Genomic DNA, 20,395 nt, shown 5'->3' with positions numbered 1-20,395 from the left:
GTTCACGTAGCCATAACCGAAACGACCGCGGTCGCACAGGAAGTTAAGTTTGGTTTACGGTACCGTTATAACGGTTTTCGATACGACGCAATTCGCCGTAACGCTCACCCGGGCTGGTGTTACAACCAACAGAACATTGCTGACAGATGCTTGGCGCAAACTGCATGTCCCATTTACGGTTATAACGTTCAGAGTGCGTTTTATCGGTGAATACGCCGGTCGGACACACTTCGACCAGGTTACCGGAGAACTCACTTTCCAGCGGACCATCTTCCGGACGGCCGAAATAGACGTTGTCGTGGGCACCATAAACACCCAGGTCGGTGCCGTCCGCGTAATCCTTGTAGTAACGGACACAGCGATAACAGGCGATACAGCGGTTCATTTCGTGTGAGATGAACGGGCCGAGATCCTGGTTGTTGTGGGTACGTTTGGTGAAGCGGTAACGGCGCATACTGTGGCCGGTCATGACTGTCATATCCTGCAGGTGACAGTTACCGCCTTCCTCACATACCGGACAATCGTGCGGGTGGTTGGTCATCAGCCATTCCACGACGCTTTCACGGAATTCTTTCGCTTCTCCGTCGTCGATGGAAATGAAGGTGCCATCAGACGCTGGTGTCATACATGACATCACCAGACGACCGCGCGTGTCTTCCGCATTTTGGTATTGCTTAACCGCACATTGGCGGCAAGCGCCGACGCTTCCCAGCGCCGGATGCCAGCAAAAATAAGGAATATCGAGGCCGAGAGAGAGGCAAGCCTGTAACAGGTTGTCCGCTCCGTCTACATCGTATTCTTTGCCGTCTACATGAATCGTAGCCATAGTCAGCATGCTTCCACGTGGCCCGCCTGACGGCGGGCGTTAATCAAAAATTCTTGCCGGGTTGGCGTATATCACTCGACAGCGCGTCCCTTGTTCCGGGAATTCGCGCACAGCGGGCTCACGTCCGCTGCCTGTTGCCCTCACTACCAACGCTCTTTCAGCAGATTGTTTGGCTGAATGCCTGCAATCGCACGCGCGTTGTTGTAATGCTGTTTGGCGATACCCGCCTCAAACTCTTCCCGGAAATATTTAATCGCACTCTGCAATGGCTCCACAGCACCCGGCGCATGTGCGCAGAAGGTTTTGCCCGGGCCAAGCTGGCGGCAAAGCTGTTCGAGAGTTTCGATATCCCCTGGCTGGCCTTCACCACGTTCCAGCGCACGCAGGATCTTCACACTCCACGGCAAACCATCGCGGCACGGTGTACACCAGCCACAAGACTCACGGGCGAAGAATTCTTCCAGGTTACGCACCAGCGGAACCATGCCAATTTCATTGTCAACGGCCATCGCCAGTGCAGTCCCCAGACGGCTGCCGGCTTTACCAATACTGGCAAAGTCCATCGGCAAATCCAGATGATCGGCGGTCAGGAAGTCTGTCCCCGCCCCGCCCGGCTGCCAGGCTTTGAATTTCAGGCCATCGCGCATGCCACCGGCATACTCTTCAAGAATTTCACGTGCGGTAGTCCCAAACGGCAGTTCCCAGACGCCCGGATTTTTTACCCGGCCGGAGAAACCCATCAGTTTGGTGCCGGCATCTTCGCTTTTGCCCGCAGAAATACCTTTGTACCAGTCCACACCGTGCTCAAGAATCGCTGGTACGTTGCACAGGGTTTCGACGTTGTTGACACACGTCGGTTTACCCCATGCACCGGCAGATGCCGGGAACGGTGGCTTGGAACGCGGGTTAGCACGACGGCCTTCAAGGGAGTTGATCAGCGCGGTTTCTTCACCACAGATGTAACGCCCTGCCCCGGTGTGAACAATCAGTTCGAAATCAAACCCGGTGCCGAGAATATTTTTACCCAACAGACCTGCTTCAGTCGCTTCAGCAATCGCACGGCGCAGGTTCACCGCAGCTTCGATATATTCGCCACGCAGGAAAATGTAACCACGGTAAGATTTCAGCGCGAATGCGGAGATCAGCATGCCTTCCACCAGCAGGTGCGGCATTTGTTCCATCAGCAATCGGTCTTTATACGTACCTGGTTCCATCTCATCGGCGTTACACAGCAGATAGCGGATATTCATGCTTTCGTCTTTCGGCATCAGGCTCCACTTCAGACCCGTGGAGAAACCTGCGCCACCGCGCCCTTTCAGGCCAGCGTCTTTTACCAGATTGACGATTTCTTCCTGGGCCATGCCTTTAAGGGCTTTTTCCGCACCGACGTAACCGTTTTTGCTACGGTATTCATCGATCCAGACAGGTTGTTTGTCGTCACGCATACGCCAGGTCAGCGGATGCATCTCCGGTGTGCGTTCAATGTGTCTTGGGGTATATGTCATGCGTAGCGCTCCAGTAGCGAGCCGATCGCTTCCGGCGTCAGATGGCTGTGCGTGTCCTCATCAATCATCATTGACGGGCCTTTGTCACAGTTACCGAGGCAGCAGGTCGGCAGCAGGGTGAAGCGCCCGTCTTCGGTCGTCTCACCCGGCTTGATGTGCAACTGTTGTTCCAGCGCGGCCTGGATCCCCTGATAACCGGTGATGTGGCACACCACGCTGTCACAGTAACGGATCACATGGCGGCCGACCGGCTGACGGAAGATCTGGCTGTAGAATGTCGCCACACCTTCGACGTCGCTGGCAGGAATGCCCAGAACATCGGAGATCGCGTAGATAGCACCGTCCGGCACCCAACCACGCGCTTTCTGCACGATTTTCAACGCTTCGATAGAGGCCGCACGGGCATCTTCATAGTGATGTTTTTCGTGCTCAATCGCTTCACGTTCAGCGTCACTCAGCACAAACACCGGCGGTACAACAGGCTCGCTGATATTGATGTACTGAACTTCAGAGTCTTTATTGATATCTGTCATCGTTAGCGGTCCACATCTGACATTACAAAGTCGATACTGCCCAGATACACGATCAGGTCGGATACCAGGCTGCCACGGATTACGGACGGGATCTGCTGCAAATGCGGGAAGCTTGGTGTACGGACACGGGTACGGTAGCTCATGGTGCTGCCGTCACTGGTCAGGTAGTAGCTGTTGATCCCTTTGGTTGCTTCAACCATCTGGAAAGATTCTTGCGCAGGCATGACCGGCCCCCACGACACTTGCAGGAAGTGCGTGATCAGGGTCTCGATGTGTTGCAGTGTGCGCTCTTTCGGTGGCGGCGTGGTCAGTGGGTGATCCGCCTTGAACGGGCCTTCCGGCATATTTTTGTAACACTGTTCCAGAATACGCAGGCTCTGACGCAGTTCTTCTACTTTGAGCATGACGCGGGAATAACAGTCACTGACGCCATCACCGGTCGGCACTTCAAAGTCAAAGTTTTCGTAGCCAGAGTATGGACGCCATTTACGCACATCGAACGGGATCCCCGTTGCGCGCAGGCCAGCACCGGTGGTACCCCAGGCCAGAGCGTCGTCTGCGTTGTAAGCAGCCACGCCTTTGGAACGGCCAATCAGAATGGTGTTTTTCAGCGCCGCTTTGACATAGGAGTCCAGACGGGCTGGCATCCAGTCAAGGAACTCACGCAGGAGACGATCCCAGCCTTTCGGCAGATCATGCGCTACGCCACCAATACGGAACCAGGCCGGGTGCATACGGAAACCGGTAATCGCTTCCACCAGATCGTAGATTTTCTGACGATCGGTAAAGGCGAAGAACACCGGAGTCATCGCGCCCACGTCCTGAATAAACGTAGAGATGTACAGCAGATGGCTGTTGATACGGAACAATTCGGACAGCATGACGCGAATGGTGTTAACGCGATCCGGCGTTACGATACCGGCGAGTTTTTCAACAGCCAGCACGTACGGCATTTCGTTTACACAACCGCCGAGGTATTCGATACGGTCGGTGTAAGGAATGTAGCTGTGCCAGGACTGGCGCTCGCCCATTTTCTCAGCACCACGGTGGTGGTAACCGACGTCAGGCACGCAGTCGACAATCTCTTCGCCATCAAGCTGCAAAATGATACGGAATGCACCGTGCGCAGACGGATGGTTAGGACCGAGGTTGAGGAACATAAAGTCCTCATTTTCGGTGCCACGCTTCATGCCCCAGTCTTCAGGCTTGAAGGTCAGCGATTCCATCTCGAGTTCTTCTTTCTGCTTAGTCAGCTCGTAAGGATCGAACTCGGTGGCGCGCGCCGGATAGTCTTTACGCAGCGGATGCCCTTCCCAGGTCTGCGGCATCATAATGCGCGTCAGGTGCGGGTGGCCGTCGAAGGTAATACCGAACATTTCCCATGTTTCGCGCTCGTACCAGTTAGCATTCGGGAACACTTTGGTGATCGTCGGAACATGAAGATCGTTTTCTGCCAATGCCACTTTGATCATGATGTCGCGGTTACGCTCGACGGAGATCAGGTGGTAGAAAACGGAAAAATCCGCGGCCGGTAAACCGTCGCGGTGTGTACGTAAACGCTCATCAAAGCCATGCAAATCGAAAAGCATGACATAAGGTTTTGGCTGTTTTCGTAAAAAGGTAATCGCTTCCAGTAACTGTTCACGCTTGAACCACACCACGGGAATTCCGGTGCGGGTTGCCTGAACAGTAAAGGCCTCTGGCCCAAAACGGTTACGCAATTCGCCAATAACAGGATCATCGAGATGATCACGGGTATGCCATGCTGGCAGGGCGGAATCTTGCGTCGTCAAATCTGTCATATTTTTTTCACCACACTAAATGGTCATTTATGCCGTAAGGGGGATATTCATACACACCGCCCCTCAGGGTTGACTCTCAGACCGCAGTGTTAAATCTCGTCCGGCGAACGCAGATTTGTCACGGCAATACGCTCAGCACGTTTACGCTCTTTTTCAGACTGCATATTCGCGCGGTAAACACCCTGGTCGCCAACAACCCATGACAATGGGCGACGTTCTTTACCAATGGACTCCTGCAACAGCAGCAGAGCCTGCATATAGGCTTCCGGACGCGGCGGACATCCCGGGATGTACACGTCGACAGGCAGGAATTTATCCACGCCCTGCACCACAGAATAAATATCGTACATGCCGCCGGAGTTCGCACAGGCGCCCATCGAAATCACCCACTTCGGTTCCAGCATCTGATCGTATAAACGCTGAATAACCGGAGCCATTTTGGTGAAGCAGGTTCCCGCCACCACCATAAAGTCAGCCTGGCGTGGTGAAGCACGCAGAACTTCTGCACCAAAACGCGCAACGTCATGCACCGCAGTGAATGACGTCACCATTTCGACATAACAGCAGGAAAGGCCGAAGTTGTAGGGCCAAAGGGAGTTTTTACGACCCCAGTTCACCATTCCGTGAAGCGACTCCTGGAGATTTCCCATGAAGACGCTGCGTTTAACCTGTTCCTGAAGAGGATCGCCGACGACCTCCTGAGACTGCAGGGGGTAACGGTCGTTCTCACCGTCCGGGTCTATGCGGGTGAGCGTATAGTCCATCTTAATGCCTCGCTTTGACTGCTTACTGAGGGTGACTGTTGGTATTAATCGCCGGGCTTGGTTTAACAGGTCCTTTCGAACGTGTTGGTGTCCAGTCGAGTGCGCCAATTCGCACCAGATAGAACAAACCTGCCAGCAGTACCAAAATGAAAATGGTAGCTTCCACGAATCCGGTCCAGCCGCTTTCGCGAATAGACGTTGACCATGCATAGAGATACAAGGCTTCAACGTCGAAGATGACGAAGAACATGGCGACCAGATAGAACTTGGCGGAAAGACGTAGCCGGGCAGTGCCGACAGAGGCTATACCTGACTCAAAAGGCGTGTTTTTGTAGCGTGCTCTGGCTCTCCCGCCAAGGAACGCGGCGCCCAGTAACATCAGGCAGCAGAGGCCTACTGCAACGACAAGAAAAACGGCGAACGCCCAGTGTTGAGCGATGACTTCAGTGGCTGTTGACATACTCATTGCTTACTCATCAAAAGTGGCACTTTGGCATCTGCTCTGTAAGGTCGGCAGTTTGCGCACCACATCGATTCAAGGGAAGGATTAAAAACCACACAGTTCACGGCTCAACAAGGGATTAAGCCAGTGATTTGTTGTGGGCTTTTTACCCTTTTCTATAACCTTTTGTCAACTTTGACAAAAGTATCTCCACATTAGTTTACATGCTTAGCATTTAATTAACATATCATGCGCCGGGACTTAAGCTAAATCGTGTCAGTTAAATACTGTGATAAAGCATGGGCCTGTGACGGGAGTTATGACATCTTTCAAACTTTACTATTGTCGCAGGAATAGACAGCGCTTCCACTCTCTTAATGGGGTTATTTTTTTGATCTATGTCAGAGTTCTGTCAATTTTGATAGAAAAAAAGGCACACATTTAACAAGTTTTATTGATTTTCAAAAAACGACAAGCGATTTGCGGAAAAATTTGATGCTTTTTTTTAACCTGAAAAAAGTCAGCATTTTACGCCATTTACTGTAGTCCTTGGTGATAAGGATGGCAGTCATTACTGGGAAGAAGAAAGGCTAATGAACAAAAACAGAGGCTTTAGAAAGGATATTAAACAAAATCACTAAAAGAACGACTTTCCCGCCCCTTAATAGGTAGAAGCCTTTACCCCCGCCTCGTTAGACAGAGGCGGAAGGTAAAGCCGGGGGATTACCTTAACTTTCAGAGTCTGCCAGTAACTCATGATCGTCATCCACTACCGGACGAGGACCATAGGCACTGAGAGAATAGGGATCATTCCCTTGCTCAACTGCATTGAAGATCGCCATTGCAAGTTCATTTTCACAACGGGCATTTTTGTACAACACATACTGCGTATCCGGCAAACGTGGTAAACCGTCCTGTTCACCCAGAACACGCAGCTCCGGACTCATCATTTCGATGGGACGTGCCGTCACACCCAGCCCCGCACGCACTGCCGCACGAATTGCCGATAATGTCGACGCGACATAAGCAATACGCCACGGAATACCTGCCTGACTGAGGTGCTCTATCGCCATCATCCGGTAAGGGCTTGGCTCATCGAGCACCACCAGCGGAACACTGTCGCCGGAGGGGTATGCAAAATCAGCCGAGCAATACCAGAGTGTTGGCGACGTGCGCAATACGATGTGCGGGTGATCAGTGTTTGTCATCGTAGTGATGGCCAAATCCACTTCTTCACTTTCGAGCATCGACAACATGAAAGGGCTGCGCTTCACGCGGACATCAATAGACAACTTTGGATATACGGATGTCACGCGGCTGAGCAGGAAAGGTAAAATGGTGTCAGCAGTATCATCTGATGCACCAATTGTTATCCCACCTTGAACATTGCTGTACATCAAAGAGGTACAGGCTTCATCATTAAAACGAAGGATTTTGCGTGCGTATCCCAATAACTGAATACCGTGTTCAGTTAATAATTTATTGCGTCCATGTCTGGCAAACAGTTCTTTTCCAACGAGTTGTTCTAGACGTTGCATTTGTTGGCTTACCGCCGACTGAGTACGACACACCGCAGCAGCAGCCGCAGCGAACGTATTAAGATCAGCAACAGCTACAAATGTCCTCAACAGATCAAGATCGAGATTGAGGATTGGACGATTTGCAATTGTCATAGTTTTTCTTCACTTTATAGAATCTAATAACAAGCTACCCTGATGGTGCGTCAAAGTACCCGCAAAAAGCAGAATACCAGATATGTCGGATACTCACTCATTTGATAACCTAAATTGAGAAATATTTGTGCATGAAAGTTTTCATCATTGTGAGCGTTCAGTCATTAAACCTGTGCACAATAATTCCTCACAAAGGCTGAATGATTAGAACCTCTTATTTAATATAGCCTTTCCCCGCAAACCATTCCATATCCCTTACAGTACCGCCTGCCGCAACCATAAAGCTAAGTTTCGGCAATATCATCGTCAGAAAAACATAAGCTAAATTAACTAATAAAGGTGATTATTAAAAATATAATTCAATAAATTCATTGAGTCACCCTAATAACCATTTTATGCCCAAGGTGTTTTGTTTAAGTAACATTAAGATTTTTCTTGTTTCATCAAATTTTGTTTACGCACGCCTGTTGCAATATATCCTTTGAAAGCATTTATCTAATCCTGGAAAATACGTTTAAGACTTTACTTAGAACATGATCATTCATCCAGCATTCGCTATTAATCATTAGATAAATAAAACTAATTCCTGTTAAAATTTTTCAGCGGTAAAACAAAGCCTCCTGAACTTTTTTCAGAATTTGTCGAGCTTTGGTAAGATTTCATGATGTTCACCCCATTAAAGACAACAAACTGGCATCGCCGGGAATAGATGTGACGCAGCAAAAACAGTGAATTTATTGTTCACAAAGCACTCATTTGCAAAATATAAAATCACAAAATGACAATAACGCAGCATAATAAACCATTAAGCTTCTCATCCTTTGAGGTAATAACCCACCATAACCCGCTTTACTGCTGTTTTTCACCAAAACGGTGCGCAGCCCTTCTCATGCCCTCTGCGGGAGAGTAAATTGAGCCCTTCGCACTGTTCTACGGTCGCTCCGCACCAGGGAAGAACAGGCTTTATTGCAAAAGGCTCTCATTTACATGTCCCCGATTGAAAAATCCCGCAAACTGGACAACGTCTGTTATGACATTCGCGGCCCGGTGCTCAAAGAAGCAAAACGTCTTGAAGAAGAAGGTAATAAAGTCCTCAAGCTGAATATCGGCAACCCTGCGCCATTCGGTTTTGATGCACCTGATGAAATCCTGGTCGACGTTATCCGCAACCTTCCTACCGCACAGGGTTATTGTGATTCGAAAGGTCTGTTTTCTGCACGTAAAGCGATCATGCAGCACTATCAGGCACGCGACATGCGCGACATCACGGTCGAAGATATTTATATCGGCAACGGTGTTTCCGAACTGATTGTTCAGTCAATGCAGGCATTACTTAACACCGGCGATGAAATGTTAGTCCCGGCACCTGATTACCCCTTGTGGACAGCGGCGGTTTCGTTATCAGGCGGTAATGCGGTGCATTACCTGTGTGATGAAGGGGCTGACTGGTTCCCGGACATTGCCGATATTCGTGACAAAATCACCCCACGCACCCGCGGCATTGTGATCATCAACCCGAACAACCCGACCGGTGCGGTATACAGCAAAGAATTGCTGATGCAGATTGTGGACATCGCCCGGGAACATAATCTGATTATTTTTGCCGACGAAATTTACGACAAAATCCTGTATGACGAAGCCCAGCACATTTCCATCGCTTCACTGGCGCCGGATTTACTGACCGTCACTTTTAACGGTCTGTCAAAAACCTACCGCGTGGCCGGTTTCCGTCAAGGCTGGATGGTTCTGAACGGACCGAAGAAACATGCGAAAGGTTATATCGAAGGTCTGGAAATGCTGGCCTCGATGCGCCTTTGTGCCAACGTGCCGATGCAACACGCCATTCAGACCGCGCTGGGCGGCTATCAAAGTATCAGCGAGTTTATTCAGCCGGGCGGACGTCTGGTCGAACAGCGTGATCGTGCATGGGAACTGATCAATGAAATCCCGGGCGTTTCCTGCGTGAAACCTAAAGGGGCGTTGTATATGTTCCCGCGCATTGACGCCAAACGTTTCAACATCCATGACGATCAGAAAATGGTGCTCGATTTGCTGTTACAGCAAAAAGTCTTGCTGGTTCAGGGTTCTGCATTCAACTGGCCGTATCCGGACCATGTGCGTATCGTGACGCTGCCACGCGTTGATGAGTTGGAAATGGCCGTTAACAAACTGGGACGTTTCCTCGAAACCTATCGCCAGTAATGCAGTAAGGGCGCTGATAATGGCGCCCTTTTCTTTCTTCCGCCAGTTTCCGCATTTGCATAACTGTTTCGCACTGCTCACAATAGTCACTCATTCACCGTAGTTATTGAGAGTGCTATGAACCAGAGCCATTTTTTCGCCCATCTTTCCCGCCTCAAACTGATCAGCCGCTGGCCGCTGATGCGCAATGTCCGCACCGAAAACGTGTCGGAACACAGTCTGCAAGTCGCTTTTGTCGCCCATGCTTTAGCCGTGATCAAGAACCGTAAATTTAACGGTAATCTGAGCGCAGAACGTGTTGCCCTGCTCGCCATGTATCACGATGCCAGCGAAGTGATTACCGGTGATATGCCAACGCCAATCAAGTATTACAATCCGCAAATCGCGCATGAGTACAAAAAGATTGAGAAAATTGCTCAGCAGAAACTGATTGAAATGCTGCCAAAGGAATTACAGGAAGATTTCCGACCGCTAATTGACGAGCATTATTACACTGAAGAAGAAAAACTGACCGTCAAACAGGCTGATGCGTTATGTGCTTACCTGAAATGTCTGGAGGAATTGTCGGCAGGCAATAACGAATTCACACTGGCGAAAGCCCGTCTGGAGAAAACGCTGGCAGACAGAAAAAGCCCGGAAATGGACTACTTTATGGAAGTGTTCATTCCGAGCTTCAGTCTGTCATTGGATGAAATCAGCCTGGATTCCCCGCTCTGATCTTAAGGTCAAAACGGGAACAGCACCGGCACCAGAAAAACGCTGACCAGCATCACCAGCAGAGTGAACGGCACACCGATGCGCAGGAAATCGCCAAATTTATAGTTACCCGGCACCATAACCAGCGTGTTTACCGGTGAAGACACCGGTGTCATAAAGGCGGCAGAAGCCGCAATAGCGATAATCATGGTGAACGGGTATGGCGATACCCCCATCTGGTGTGCTGCTGCGATAGCAATCGGTGCCATCAAAACCGCAGTCGCCGTATTGGAAATAAACAGCCCGATACCTGCACAGAGAATGAATAAACTCAGCAGCATCATATATGGCCCATAGCCGCCGCTTACCTCCATTAACCCCTTCACAATCAGCGCCACACCGCCGGTTTTTTGCAGCGCCAGCGCAAAAGGCATCATCCCGACTATCAGCAGCAAACTGGGCCAGTGAATGGCTTTGTAGGCCCCTTCCATCGTGATACAGCGGAATTTACCCATCAGCATGCAGGCGATAATGGCGGCGATAGCATTAGGCACATCATCGGTCAGCATCAGCGCAACCATCAGCGCCAGACAAAACAATGCATGCGGTGCCTGACTCAGGGCTGGCGCGACTTCGTCCACTTCGGCAGGAAGATTAAGCACAATGAAATCATGCATTTGTTGCTGAAGCTGGCGGATCAGCTTCCAGTCGCCAATGACCAGTAGCATATCGCCGAGCTGTAATTCTTCATCCACCAGTTTTCCGTCCAGTGCTTCACCCTGACGGCGGATCCCGACGACATTCAGCCCGTAGGTCGAACGGAAGGCGACGGCACGCAACGTTTTACCCAGGAGCTCCGAATCCGGGATCAGCGAGACTTCGGCCATCCCGACATCCCGCGATTGCTCAGAGAAATACTCGCCGCGTAGCACCATAGGCTCGAGCATTTCGTCAGTGCAAAATTGCCTGATGGAGATGTCTGGATCTGACATATCAAGCAGTAACACATCGCGCGCAAACAGTTCGGTATTCCCCGTTGCGCTGACCATCACGCGGCGAAATTTACGCCAGCGTTCAATGCCCACCACGTTCGCGCCGTAGCGGGAACGCAGATGCACATCATCAAGTGTACGCCCGACCAGAGGCGAACCCGGACGGATAGTGACGCGACGCGCCCGGCCGGTCAGGTGATAATCGCGGATCAAATCCCGGAACGTTCGCCGCTTCCAGCGCTGCTGGCCTCGTGACGCATCTTCTGATGACAGCCAGCGACGGGCGATCAACATGTATCCGATACCCATTATCAGCACCACCAGCCCGACAGGGGTGACGCCGAAGAAACCAAAACCGTCGAATCCTTCACGCAACAGTTCGCTGTTGACCACCATGTTCGGCGGTGTGGCGACCAGCGTCATCATGCCACTAATAAGCCCGGCGAAACTTAGTGGCATCATCAGTCGTGCGGGAGAGGTTTTCATTCGCGCCGAAACGCTGATCACGACAGGAATGAAGATCGCGACTACGCCGGTGGAACTCATAAAAGCACCGAGACCGGCAACCGTGAGCATCAGCAAAACCAGCATCCGCGTTTCACTGTTGCCCGCCACCTTCATCAGCCAGTCACCGACCTGATACGCCACACCGGTTCTGACCAGCCCGTGCCCGACGACAAATAGCGCCGCGATCAAAATGACGTTCGGGTCACTGAATCCGGCCAGCGCTTCATTGATGGTCAGCGTGCCGCTCAGGACGAAAGAAATAATCACCAGCAATGCCACAATATCCATTCGCAGCGTATTGCGCGCGAACAGCACCATAGCAATAACCAGTAACGTGACTACCCAAAGCAATTCACCGGTCAAAACACACTCCATTTGCGTTGAGAGAGGAGGATAAATAGCTATATACCCTAAATAATTCAAATTGTATCAAGGCGGCAACTGCGTAAATCTCCGGGGCTTACATGAGTAAGTGACCGGGGTTCGGGACCAATCTGCCGGGAGCAGACTGGTATGCTGCTTGCAGCGACTCGTTCAGGGGCGAGGCCCATGGATGGGCCGGGTAACGCAGCCAACGCTGAGACAGTTTGATGTATGACTGGGTATGAGAATGGCATAAAAAAACCCCGCACAGGCGAGGTTTATATCAATTTATACAGGGAAATTGTATTTTTTCTGTCCTTAACGCAGGCTGACTTTCACACCTTCGTCGGAACTGCTGACCAGCAGAATTTCGAGCGTAGTCAGATCGAAATCGACATTTTCAATCCCGGGTGTATCGTCTGGCGCATTGACGGCAATGACTTTGCAGCCCGCCGCCAGCCCGGCCATCACGCCGGCGGCAGCATCTTCAACCACCACACAATCTTCCGGTGCCAGACCTAAACGTTCTGCCCCCAGCAAGTAGGCATCGGGTTGTGGCTTGCCGTGTTTGACCTGTTCAGCGGTGATAAACACTTCGGGTTCAGGCAAATGCGCCGCTTTATGGCGCGCACTGGCAACAGGCATTGATCCGGAAGTCACAATCGCCCAGGGAATATTCTGGCGATTGAGTTCGCTCAACAACAAATGTGCGCCCGGGAGAGCGGCGACACCCTCGGTGTCCGTGGCTTCAATTTGTTCCAGCTTGAGAAACTCTTTTTGAATCGTTTCTTCGCTTTCACCCGCCATAAAATGACGCAAAGAAGTGATCGCCTGCTTACCGTGAATAAACGCCAGTACATCCTGCGGGCTGACACCCCAGCTAAGCGCCCAGCTCACCCAGGCACGCTCAACGGCAGGTAATGAATCAACTAACGTTCCATCAAGGTCGAACAAAAAACCCTTACAAAGCACAGGCGACTCCTTTAAGTGTTTACATCAGGCATTGATAATTTGCGCGATCTCTACCGCGCTCAGGTGATACTGACGCGGGCACGACTGCCAGACCGCCAACATACGCTGGTATTTATCCCACATTTTGGTCTGCGAGTTAAACCCATGAGTGCCTGCATCAAAATCAGTGTAACGTCCTTCGGTGTTCACCATAAAGCGGACATAGCTTAAATAACGGGATTCCGTTGCGGCATCAAAACCCAGAAAATCAATTCGGCGGCGATCCAAGTCTTGCGTGTCTTTCAAATTGGTCCACGACACCTGCATCGCATGATGCATTTCCATAATGTTAATGACTGTGCGACAGGTTTCTTCCGGCAATTCGCCGAAATCTCTGTCCAGCTCGCGCATTTGCAAACCAAAACCCCGTTCGATCACTGTTTGTAACCGGCGATAGCGTTCTGCGTTATCGGGATCCAGCATGGTCATCATCTTGTATTGATTGGACAAAATCAGGCGTTGAGCGTTCGTCATTTCCATCGTGAAAATCCTCATGTCTGCATAATGAGCAAAGCATGGCATAGCGCAAAGTTCTGCGAAATCGCAAGCACACCATTCTTTGATTTGGGTCGGGATCTCATCTGAAATAATCACCGGGGGAGACTTTCCCCCGGTGAAATGCGACTTATGAAAGACTATAGATGATGACAGACGCAGTAAGCGGGGAAATCAGGCTTACAGATCGTCTAAAAAGGTTTTGTCCAGCTGTTTGAACGCGCGCTTAAGGACGTCAGCCAGTGACTGATACGTCGGCGTGCCTTCAACTGGCGCCAGCGCCAGTCCGGATTCAGTGAGTTTATTGCGTACATCGTGGAACCAGCCGAGTAATCCCGGCGGCAGTGGCGTCAGAGAACGGCGACCCAGCCACCACAGTCCCTGCATCGGCAAGCTACAGGCAAAAATTGCCGTGGCGACGGCCAGCCCGAGTTGTCCGCCGAGCGCGATTTGCCACGTCAGGGTAAAGACCGCAACCGGTGGCATGATGCGTACCGCGAAGCGTGTAGCAGTAGAAATCCGGTTCTCCGGAAACATCGGAGCCAGGCGCTTATCTGACGGCCATGTCTTCATATAGTGCTGCCCGCGCTGGAATACCTGGAACCAGCCTACCGAGCCTGTTGGCTTACTCGTCATCTTTGCACCTCAACTTCACGTGTAAAATTTAAAAAATAGTTGTAAAACACAAACTGGAGTTTATCACGATAAAATATATTTTGTTTTTGCTGGCACCTGTCGGTATTCTATCGCAGCCTCGCAACCCTCTCAGGCAACGAGATCAATATAAACTTGGGGCAAACGCGGTGAATTGCAATCTTTCGCCCCCATAATAACCATAGTGCCTCGGTCTGAGAGGATTTGTAATTAATTATTGTATTTTTTGTTAGTGTTTTTGCTGATTAGTAACACCCTGAAGATACGTAAACCGAAATATGCGGTGCAGTAAACCGCTTTATTTCTGTCATCCGGACGCTTAAAAAAACCAAAGCCCGGCAATTCTTCAGCTTTTTCATCGTCATGCCTGTTTTGGCTCTCTGGCATGATGTTAATCATAATTGTCGCCGCCATTATGCGCTACGCTTGATGTCAGACTGACGATTTATTAACCACGTGTATTGTTTTTTTTAAACAGCACCAACAATAAATAGGTACTTCCATGTCGAGTAAGCTTGTACTGGTTCTTAACTGTGGTAGTTCTTCCCTAAAGTTTGCCATCATTGATGCTGCAAATGGCGAAGAACACATTTCAGGTTTAGCCGAATGTTTCCATCTGCCAGAAGCGCGCATTAAATGGAAAATGGACGGTGGCAAAGAAGAAGCCGCTTTAGGTGCGGGCGCCGCACACAGTGAAGCGTTGAAATTCATCGTTAATAACATTCTGAGCAAAAAACCTGAGCTGTCCGCAGAACTGGTTGCAATCGGCCACCGCATCGTTCATGGCGGCGAGAAGCTGACCAAATCAATGCTGATCAACGACGCTGTCATCGAGGGTATCAAAGAGTCTATCCCGTTTGCGCCGCTGCATAACCCGGCTCACCTGATCGGTATTGATGAAGCACTGAAATCTTTCCCTAAACTGGCTGATAAAAACGTTGCCGTTTTCGACACCGCTTTCCATCAGACAATGCCAGAAGAATCATACCTCTACGCCCTGCCGTACAGCCTGTATAAAGATCACCATGTCCGTCGTTATGGCGCACACGGCACCAGTCACTTCTACGTGACTCAGGAAGCCGCAAAAATGCTGAACAAACCCGTGGAAGAAGTGAATCTGATCACTTGCCACCTGGGTAACGGCGGTTCTGTCAGTGCCATCCGTAACGGTAAATGTGTGGATACTTCCATGGGGCTGACCCCGCTGGAAGGTCTGGTGATGGGTACCCGCAGCGGTGACATCGACCCGGCAATTATCTTCCACCTGCACGATTCTCTGGGCATGAGCGTTGATCAAATCAACAAAATGCTGACTAAAGAATCGGGTCTGCTGGGCCTGACTGAAGTCACCAGCGACTGCCGTTATGTTGAAGACAACTACACCACTAAAGCTGATGCCAGACGTGCCATGGACGTCTTCTGCCACCGCCTGGCGAAATACATCGGTGCGTACACTTCACTGATGGAAGGCCGCCTGGACGCCGTCGTATTCACCGGCGGTATCGGCGAAAACGCCGCAATGGTTCGCGAATTGTCTCTGGCTAAATTAGGCCTGCTGGGCTTTGAAGTGGATCACGAACGTAACCTGGCTGCCCGTTTCGGTAAATCCGGGGCGATCAACAAAGAAGGCACTCGCGCCGCTCTGGTTATCCCAACCAACGAAGAGCTGGTGATTGCACAAGACGCCGCGCGTCTGACTGCATAATTCGATTCAAGACTGCCCGCGTAATGCGGGCAATTTTTCACTTATAGGCAAACGCCGCCCGTTTGGACGCACCGCGCAGGATAATCATCGCGCTTATGCTGATCATTATCCCCTCTGCACAAACCTGCGAATGTCCCTGCCTGGCAACCGTTAAAGAGGTTTAGCCGTGTCCCGTACAATTATGTTGATCCCTACAGGCACCAGTGTCGGTCTGACCAGTGTCAGCCTGGGTGTGATCCGTGCCATGGAACAAAAAGGCGTCAGCCTGAGTATCTTCAAACCTATCGCCCAGCCGCGTACTGGCGGAGATGCTCCTGACCAAACCACGACCATTATTCGCGCTAACTCCACCGTGACTGCAGCCGAACCGCTGAAAATGAGCCACGTTGAAACCTTGCTGAGCTCAAACCAGCAAGACGTGCTGATGGAAGAAATCATCGCGCGTTATCATGAAAACACCAAAGATGCCGAAGTGGTGCTGGTTGAAGGTTTAGTGCCTACCCGCAAACACCAGTTCGCCAATGCGCTGAACTACGAAATTGCCAAAACCCTGAACGCAGAAATCGTCTTCGTTCTGGCGCTGGGTAATGATTCTCCTGCGCAGCTCAAAGAACGTATCGAACTGGCCCGTTCCAGCTTCGGTGGCAGCAAAAACAAAAATATCACCGGCGTAATCATTAACAAACTGAATGCACCGGTTGACGAGCAGGGGCGTACACGTCCTGACCTGTCTGAAATCTTTGATGATTCCACCAAAGCCAGCGTGGCAAATATCGACCCGACTCAGCTGTTCGCTAACAGCCCGCTGCCGGTTCTGGGCTGCATTCCGTGGAGCTTCGAGCTGATTGCCACCCGCGCAATCGACATGGCTAAGCACCTGAACGCACGTATCATCAACGAAGGCGACGTCAAAACCCGCCGCGTGAAATCCGTCACTTTCTGCGCACGCAGCATTCCGCATATGCTGGAGCATTTCCGTCCTGGCTCCCTGCTGGTGACCTCCGCTGACCGTCCTGACGTGCTGGTTTCAGCCTGTCTGGCAGCCATGAATGGCGTGGAAATCGGCGCTATCCTGCTGACCGGTGGCTACGAAATCGACGCCCGCATCAACAGCCTGTGCGAACGTGCATTCCAGACAGGCCTGCCAGTCTTCATGGTAGAAACCAATACCTGGCAGACTTCCCTGAGCCTGCAAAGCTTCAATCTGGAAGTGCCTGCAGATGACCATCAGCGCGTAGAGAAACTGCAACAGTACGTGGCTTCTCACATCAATGCTGACTGGATCAACTCCCTGAGCGCACACTCTGAACGTTCACGCCGTCTGTCACCTCCGGCATTCCGCTATCAGCTGACCGAACTGGCCCGTAAAGCCGGTAAACGTATCGTTCTGCCGGAAGGCGACGAGCCACGCACTGTGAAAGCGGCAGCGCTTTGTGCTGAACGTGGTATCGCGGAATGTGTTCTGCTGGGTAACCCTGACGAGATCAAACGCGTTGCAGCAGCTCAGGGCGTGACGCTGGGTAAAGGCATCGAAATCGTTGATCCGGTGGCTGTCCGTGAAGAATACGTGGCGCGTCTGGTTGAACTGCGTAAAAGCAAAGGCATGACCGAAGTGGTTGCGCGCGAACAACTGGAAGACAACGTGGTTCTCGGCACCCTGATGCTGGAACAAGGTAACGTTGACGGTCTGGTTTCCGGTGCTGTTCACACCACCGCAAACACCATCCGCCCGCCGTTACAGTTGATCAAAACTGCGCCGGGCAGCTCACTGGTTTCCTCTGTGTTCTTCATGCTGCTGCCTGATCAGGTTCTGGTTTATGGCGACTGTGCGATCAACCCGGATCCTACTGCTGAACAACTGTCTGAAATCGCGATCCAGTCTGCGGACTCCGCTGCAGCCTTCGGTATCGAACCCCGCGTTGCCATGATCTCCTACTCAACCGGTAACTCCGGCGCCGGTAGCGACGTTGAGAAAGTGCGTGAAGCGACCCGTCTGGCCCAGGAAAAACGTCCGGATCTCATCATCGATGGCCCGCTGCAATATGATGCTGCGATCATGGCTGATGTTGCACAATCTAAAGCGCCAAACTCGCCGGTTGCGGGTAAAGCGACCGTGTTCATCTTCCCTGACCTGAATACCGGTAACACCACGTACAAAGCGGTACAACGTTCTGCGGATCTGGTCTCTATCGGGCCGATGCTGCAGGGTATGCGTAAACCGGTTAATGACCTGTCGCGTGGCGCACTGGTTGACGATATCGTCTACACCGTTGCACTGACTGCGATTCAGTCTGCTCAGGCAGAAGCAGCGGTTGCGGCCAAATAAGCCAAACCCTCTGAACGCAAGACGCCGGGCTTTTTGAGTCCGGCGTTTTTTTTGGTCTTTTTTGTGGATCGCTTCATGGCTGATCGATAAAGATTCAGAGCAGTGTTTTTGCTGCTTCCAGAATATGTTCAGCCGTCAGGCCATATTCCTGCTGTAAAAACTCCTGGGTGCCCACCTGTCCGTAACGCTCTTTGACACCAACCCGGCGCATCGGCACCGGCTGGTTTTCCACCAGCACTTCCGCCACCGCCGATCCCAGTCCGTTATGAATACTGTGGTTTTCACAGGTCACAATTTTGCCGGTTTTCGTGGCGTATTTGATGATGACATCTTTATCAATCGGCTTGAGGGTAAACATGTCGATGACTGCCGCACTGACCCCTTCGCGTTCCAGCATTTGCGCCGCTCTCAGCGCTTCCGCCACCATAATCCCGTTAGCAATCAGCGTCACGTCTGTGCCATCGCGCAGCACATTGGCCTTGCCGATGGTAAACGCCGAGCCTTCCTTGTAAACCTGCGTAGCCTGTTTGCGAATGGTACGCACCCAGTAGAAACCTTTTAAATCCATCAGTTGCAGCAAAATATTGCGGAACATCACGGCGTCGGTGACTTCCATCACCACCGAACTCGCCAGCCCGCGCACAATGCCCATATCTTCGAACGACATATGCGTGCCGCCGTTATGACAGGCGCTGACGCCCGCATCTGACGCAATGATTTTGACGTTATTCTTCTGGTAATCCAGAGACATAAACAGCTGATCGAAACAGCGGCGGCTGGCAAAGGCGGTAAAGGTATGCACAAACGGCACGCGACCGGTCAGCGAAAGCCCGGCGGCAACACCGATGACATTCGCTTCCATGATGCCGCAGTTAATCACGTGATCTGGATGATCTTTATGAACGCCGTCCATCGCCATCGAGCTCATCAGATCGGCTTCCAGCGCGATAATCGGCGTGTTCTCTACAATTTTTTCACGCACAGTGCTGGCGTAAACTTTACGCATTTCCACTGCGTCTTTTTGCAATTCAAGAGAAACTTCAAACATGAGTGGCCTCCAGCTCAGCGATAGCATTTTCGATTTCCAGTTTCACATCCGGCGTTAAACGCAGGTGATGTGAGTTCGCCAGTTGCTCGAGATACTTCACGCCCTGCCCTTTGATGCTGTCGAGGATCACCACCAGAGGACGCTGCTCGGCGTGACGAACCGGCGTGACCGCCTCGCTGATAGCCACAATGTCATCGCCTTTAATGGTCTCTACATCAAACCCGAACGCACTGAATTTTCCGGCCAGATCGAATGGCTTAATCACTTCATCCAGCGTGCCATCGAGTTGCTGTTTGTTGTAATCGATGAACAGTGTCAGGTTATGCAGATTGTGGTGCGCAATAAACTGGAAGGCTTCCCAGCACTGGCCCTCGTTCAACTCACCGTCGCCAAGAATGCAGAAGACGCGGTTGCTGCGACCAGCCAGCTTATGCGAAAGTGCCATGCCCGCCGCAATGGAAACGCCTTGTCCCAGCGAGCCGGTGGTGGCATCCACGCCGGTGGTCCGTAGCCGGTCCGGATGGCTCGGCAGCTTTGTGCCATTCTGGTTGAGTGTGTGTAATTCGCTGACCGGGAAATAACCTTTCAGTGCCAGCGTGGCATACAACGCCGGTCCAGCATGGCCTTTGGACAGCACGAAATAATCACGTTCCTGCCAGTCTGGTTTTTTCGGGTCGATGCGCATCACATCGCCATACAACACGGCCAGCGTTTCCACCACGGACATGCTGCCGCCATAGTGCCCGAATCCTAAACCGGTCAGCATTTTTAGCGTCTCGATACGGATATGGCGGGCCAGATCACGAACCTCCTGGACATCTTTCATCTTCATTGGTCCTTATTTTAATGAG

17 protein-coding genes and 1 pseudogene are annotated in these 20,395 nt (G+C 51.4%); 4 read left to right on the top strand and 14 right to left on the bottom strand.

The features are described 5' to 3' along the window. From UC14_RS01030 to lrhA, 7 genes and pseudogenes are all read right to left on the bottom strand, one after another. A pseudogene (locus UC14_RS01030) lies at positions 1-826 on the bottom strand (2Fe-2S iron-sulfur cluster-binding protein); the annotation flags it as partial. A gap of 143 nt (positions 827-969) precedes the next feature. Next, positions 970-2,331: an NADH-quinone oxidoreductase subunit NuoF gene (nuoF, locus tag UC14_RS01025; protein ID WP_013574593.1), complete on the bottom strand. Its 1,362-nt coding sequence runs from the start codon at positions 2,329-2,331 to the stop codon at positions 970-972. Continuing rightward, complete coding sequence (gene nuoE, locus UC14_RS01020) at positions 2,328-2,864, bottom strand: NADH-quinone oxidoreductase subunit NuoE (RefSeq protein WP_013574592.1); 537 nt, start codon at positions 2,862-2,864, stop codon at positions 2,328-2,330. The genes nuoF and nuoE overlap by 4 nt, the downstream gene beginning before the upstream one ends. 2 nt (positions 2,865-2,866) lie before the next feature. Beyond that, positions 2,867-4,666 (bottom strand): NADH-quinone oxidoreductase subunit C/D, encoded by a 1,800-nt coding sequence (gene nuoC / locus UC14_RS01015; RefSeq protein ID WP_013574591.1) that lies wholly within the window; start codon positions 4,664-4,666, stop codon positions 2,867-2,869. An 89-nt stretch (positions 4,667-4,755) separates the two neighbouring features. Beyond that, entirely contained in the window at positions 4,756-5,430 is a 675-nt protein-coding gene (locus tag UC14_RS01010; protein WP_013574590.1) for an NADH-quinone oxidoreductase subunit B family protein, read from the bottom strand. Between the two features lie 22 nt (positions 5,431-5,452). Beyond that, positions 5,453-5,896 carry an NADH-quinone oxidoreductase subunit A gene (locus tag UC14_RS01005; protein WP_013574589.1) on the bottom strand — a complete coding sequence of 148 codons (444 nt, stop codon included), beginning with the start codon at positions 5,894-5,896 and terminating at the stop codon, positions 5,453-5,455. A gap of 704 nt (positions 5,897-6,600) precedes the next feature. Continuing rightward, positions 6,601-7,545 carry a transcriptional regulator LrhA gene (gene lrhA / locus UC14_RS01000; RefSeq protein ID WP_013574588.1) on the bottom strand — a complete coding sequence of 315 codons (945 nt, stop codon included), beginning with the start codon at positions 7,543-7,545 and terminating at the stop codon, positions 6,601-6,603. A gap of 987 nt (positions 7,546-8,532) precedes the next feature. On the opposite strand from lrhA, the gene UC14_RS00995 reads away from it, so the two are divergent. After that, positions 8,533-9,747: a pyridoxal phosphate-dependent aminotransferase gene (locus UC14_RS00995; protein WP_013574587.1), complete on the top strand. Its 1,215-nt coding sequence runs from the start codon at positions 8,533-8,535 to the stop codon at positions 9,745-9,747. A 117-nt stretch (positions 9,748-9,864) separates the two neighbouring features. Continuing rightward, a complete protein-coding gene (yfbR, locus tag UC14_RS00990) occupies positions 9,865-10,464 on the top strand; it encodes a 5'-deoxynucleotidase (protein WP_013574586.1) in 600 nt (199 codons plus the stop codon). A gap of 8 nt (positions 10,465-10,472) precedes the next feature. Here the strand turns inward: yfbR and UC14_RS00985 are convergent, their stop codons facing one another. From UC14_RS00985 to UC14_RS00965, 5 genes are all read right to left on the bottom strand, one after another. Continuing rightward, the gene (locus UC14_RS00985) at positions 10,473-12,305 is read right to left on the bottom strand and encodes an SLC13 family permease (protein ID WP_013574585.1); all 1,833 of its coding nucleotides are present in this window, start codon (positions 12,303-12,305) and stop codon (positions 10,473-10,475) included. Positions 12,306-12,623: 318 nt separating this feature from the next. Further along, positions 12,624-13,277, bottom strand: coding sequence for a sugar phosphatase (locus UC14_RS00980; protein ID WP_013574584.1), 654 nt, complete (start codon positions 13,275-13,277; stop codon positions 12,624-12,626). Between the two features lie 24 nt (positions 13,278-13,301). Continuing rightward, complete coding sequence (locus UC14_RS00975) at positions 13,302-13,796, bottom strand: YfbU family protein (protein ID WP_013574583.1); 495 nt, start codon at positions 13,794-13,796, stop codon at positions 13,302-13,304. Between the two features lie 195 nt (positions 13,797-13,991). Continuing rightward, on the bottom strand, positions 13,992-14,447 hold the full coding sequence (gene yfbV, locus UC14_RS00970; RefSeq protein ID WP_013574582.1) for a terminus macrodomain insulation protein YfbV: 456 nt from the start codon (positions 14,445-14,447) through the stop codon (positions 13,992-13,994). Between the two features lie 228 nt (positions 14,448-14,675). Beyond that, positions 14,676-14,864 (bottom strand): hypothetical protein, encoded by a 189-nt coding sequence (locus UC14_RS00965; protein WP_112151348.1) that lies wholly within the window; start codon positions 14,862-14,864, stop codon positions 14,676-14,678. A 103-nt stretch (positions 14,865-14,967) separates the two neighbouring features. On the opposite strand from UC14_RS00965, the gene ackA reads away from it, so the two are divergent. Together ackA and pta are read left to right on the top strand one after the other, a co-directional pair. After that, positions 14,968-16,170, top strand: coding sequence for an acetate kinase (gene ackA / locus UC14_RS00960; protein WP_013574580.1), 1,203 nt, complete (start codon positions 14,968-14,970; stop codon positions 16,168-16,170). Between the two features lie 181 nt (positions 16,171-16,351). Next, positions 16,352-18,496: a phosphate acetyltransferase gene (gene pta, locus UC14_RS00955; protein ID WP_153374992.1), complete on the top strand. Its 2,145-nt coding sequence runs from the start codon at positions 16,352-16,354 to the stop codon at positions 18,494-18,496. Positions 18,497-18,590: 94 nt separating this feature from the next. On the opposite strand, the gene UC14_RS00950 is transcribed toward pta, so the two are convergent. Beyond that, positions 18,591-19,544, bottom strand: coding sequence for a transketolase family protein (locus UC14_RS00950; protein WP_112197092.1), 954 nt, complete (start codon positions 19,542-19,544; stop codon positions 18,591-18,593). Further along, positions 19,537-20,370 (bottom strand): transketolase, encoded by an 834-nt coding sequence (locus UC14_RS00945; RefSeq protein ID WP_013574577.1) that lies wholly within the window; start codon positions 20,368-20,370, stop codon positions 19,537-19,539. The genes UC14_RS00950 and UC14_RS00945 overlap by 8 nt, the downstream gene beginning before the upstream one ends. Between the last annotated feature and the right edge of the window lie 25 nt (positions 20,371-20,395).

The organism is Rahnella sp. NRRL B-41462, from assembly GCF_003263525.1.
GTDB classification, from domain to species: Bacteria; Pseudomonadota; Gammaproteobacteria; order Enterobacterales; family Enterobacteriaceae; genus Rahnella; species Rahnella aceris.
This window is presented reverse-complemented; position numbering and strand designations above follow the sequence as displayed.

Excerpts from the sequence above, each read along its gene's own strand:
- nuoF (WP_013574593.1), bottom strand. The coding sequence starts at position 2,331 with ATGACATATACCCCAAGACACATTGAACGCACACCGGAGATGCATCCG.
- nuoE (WP_013574592.1), bottom strand. The coding sequence starts at position 2,864 with ATGACAGATATCAATAAAGACTCTGAAGTTCAGTACATCAATATCAGC.
- nuoC (WP_013574591.1), bottom strand. The coding sequence starts at position 4,666 with ATGACAGATTTGACGACGCAAGATTCCGCCCTGCCAGCATGGCATACC.
- UC14_RS01010 (WP_013574590.1), bottom strand. The coding sequence starts at position 5,430 with ATGGACTATACGCTCACCCGCATAGACCCGGACGGTGAGAACGACCGT.
- UC14_RS01005 (WP_013574589.1), bottom strand. The coding sequence starts at position 5,896 with ATGAGTATGTCAACAGCCACTGAAGTCATCGCTCAACACTGGGCGTTC.
- lrhA (WP_013574588.1), bottom strand. The coding sequence starts at position 7,545 with ATGACAATTGCAAATCGTCCAATCCTCAATCTCGATCTTGATCTGTTG.
- UC14_RS00995 (WP_013574587.1), top strand. The coding sequence starts at position 8,533 with ATGTCCCCGATTGAAAAATCCCGCAAACTGGACAACGTCTGTTATGAC.
- yfbR (WP_013574586.1), top strand. The coding sequence starts at position 9,865 with ATGAACCAGAGCCATTTTTTCGCCCATCTTTCCCGCCTCAAACTGATC.
- UC14_RS00975 (WP_013574583.1), bottom strand. The coding sequence starts at position 13,796 with ATGGAAATGACGAACGCTCAACGCCTGATTTTGTCCAATCAATACAAG.
- yfbV (WP_013574582.1), bottom strand. The coding sequence starts at position 14,447 with ATGACGAGTAAGCCAACAGGCTCGGTAGGCTGGTTCCAGGTATTCCAG.
- UC14_RS00965 (WP_112151348.1), bottom strand. The coding sequence starts at position 14,864 with ATGATTAACATCATGCCAGAGAGCCAAAACAGGCATGACGATGAAAAA.
- ackA (WP_013574580.1), top strand. The coding sequence starts at position 14,968 with ATGTCGAGTAAGCTTGTACTGGTTCTTAACTGTGGTAGTTCTTCCCTA.
- pta (WP_153374992.1), top strand. The coding sequence starts at position 16,352 with ATGTTGATCCCTACAGGCACCAGTGTCGGTCTGACCAGTGTCAGCCTG.
- UC14_RS00950 (WP_112197092.1), bottom strand. The coding sequence starts at position 19,544 with ATGTTTGAAGTTTCTCTTGAATTGCAAAAAGACGCAGTGGAAATGCGT.
- UC14_RS00945 (WP_013574577.1), bottom strand. The coding sequence starts at position 20,370 with ATGAAAGATGTCCAGGAGGTTCGTGATCTGGCCCGCCATATCCGTATC.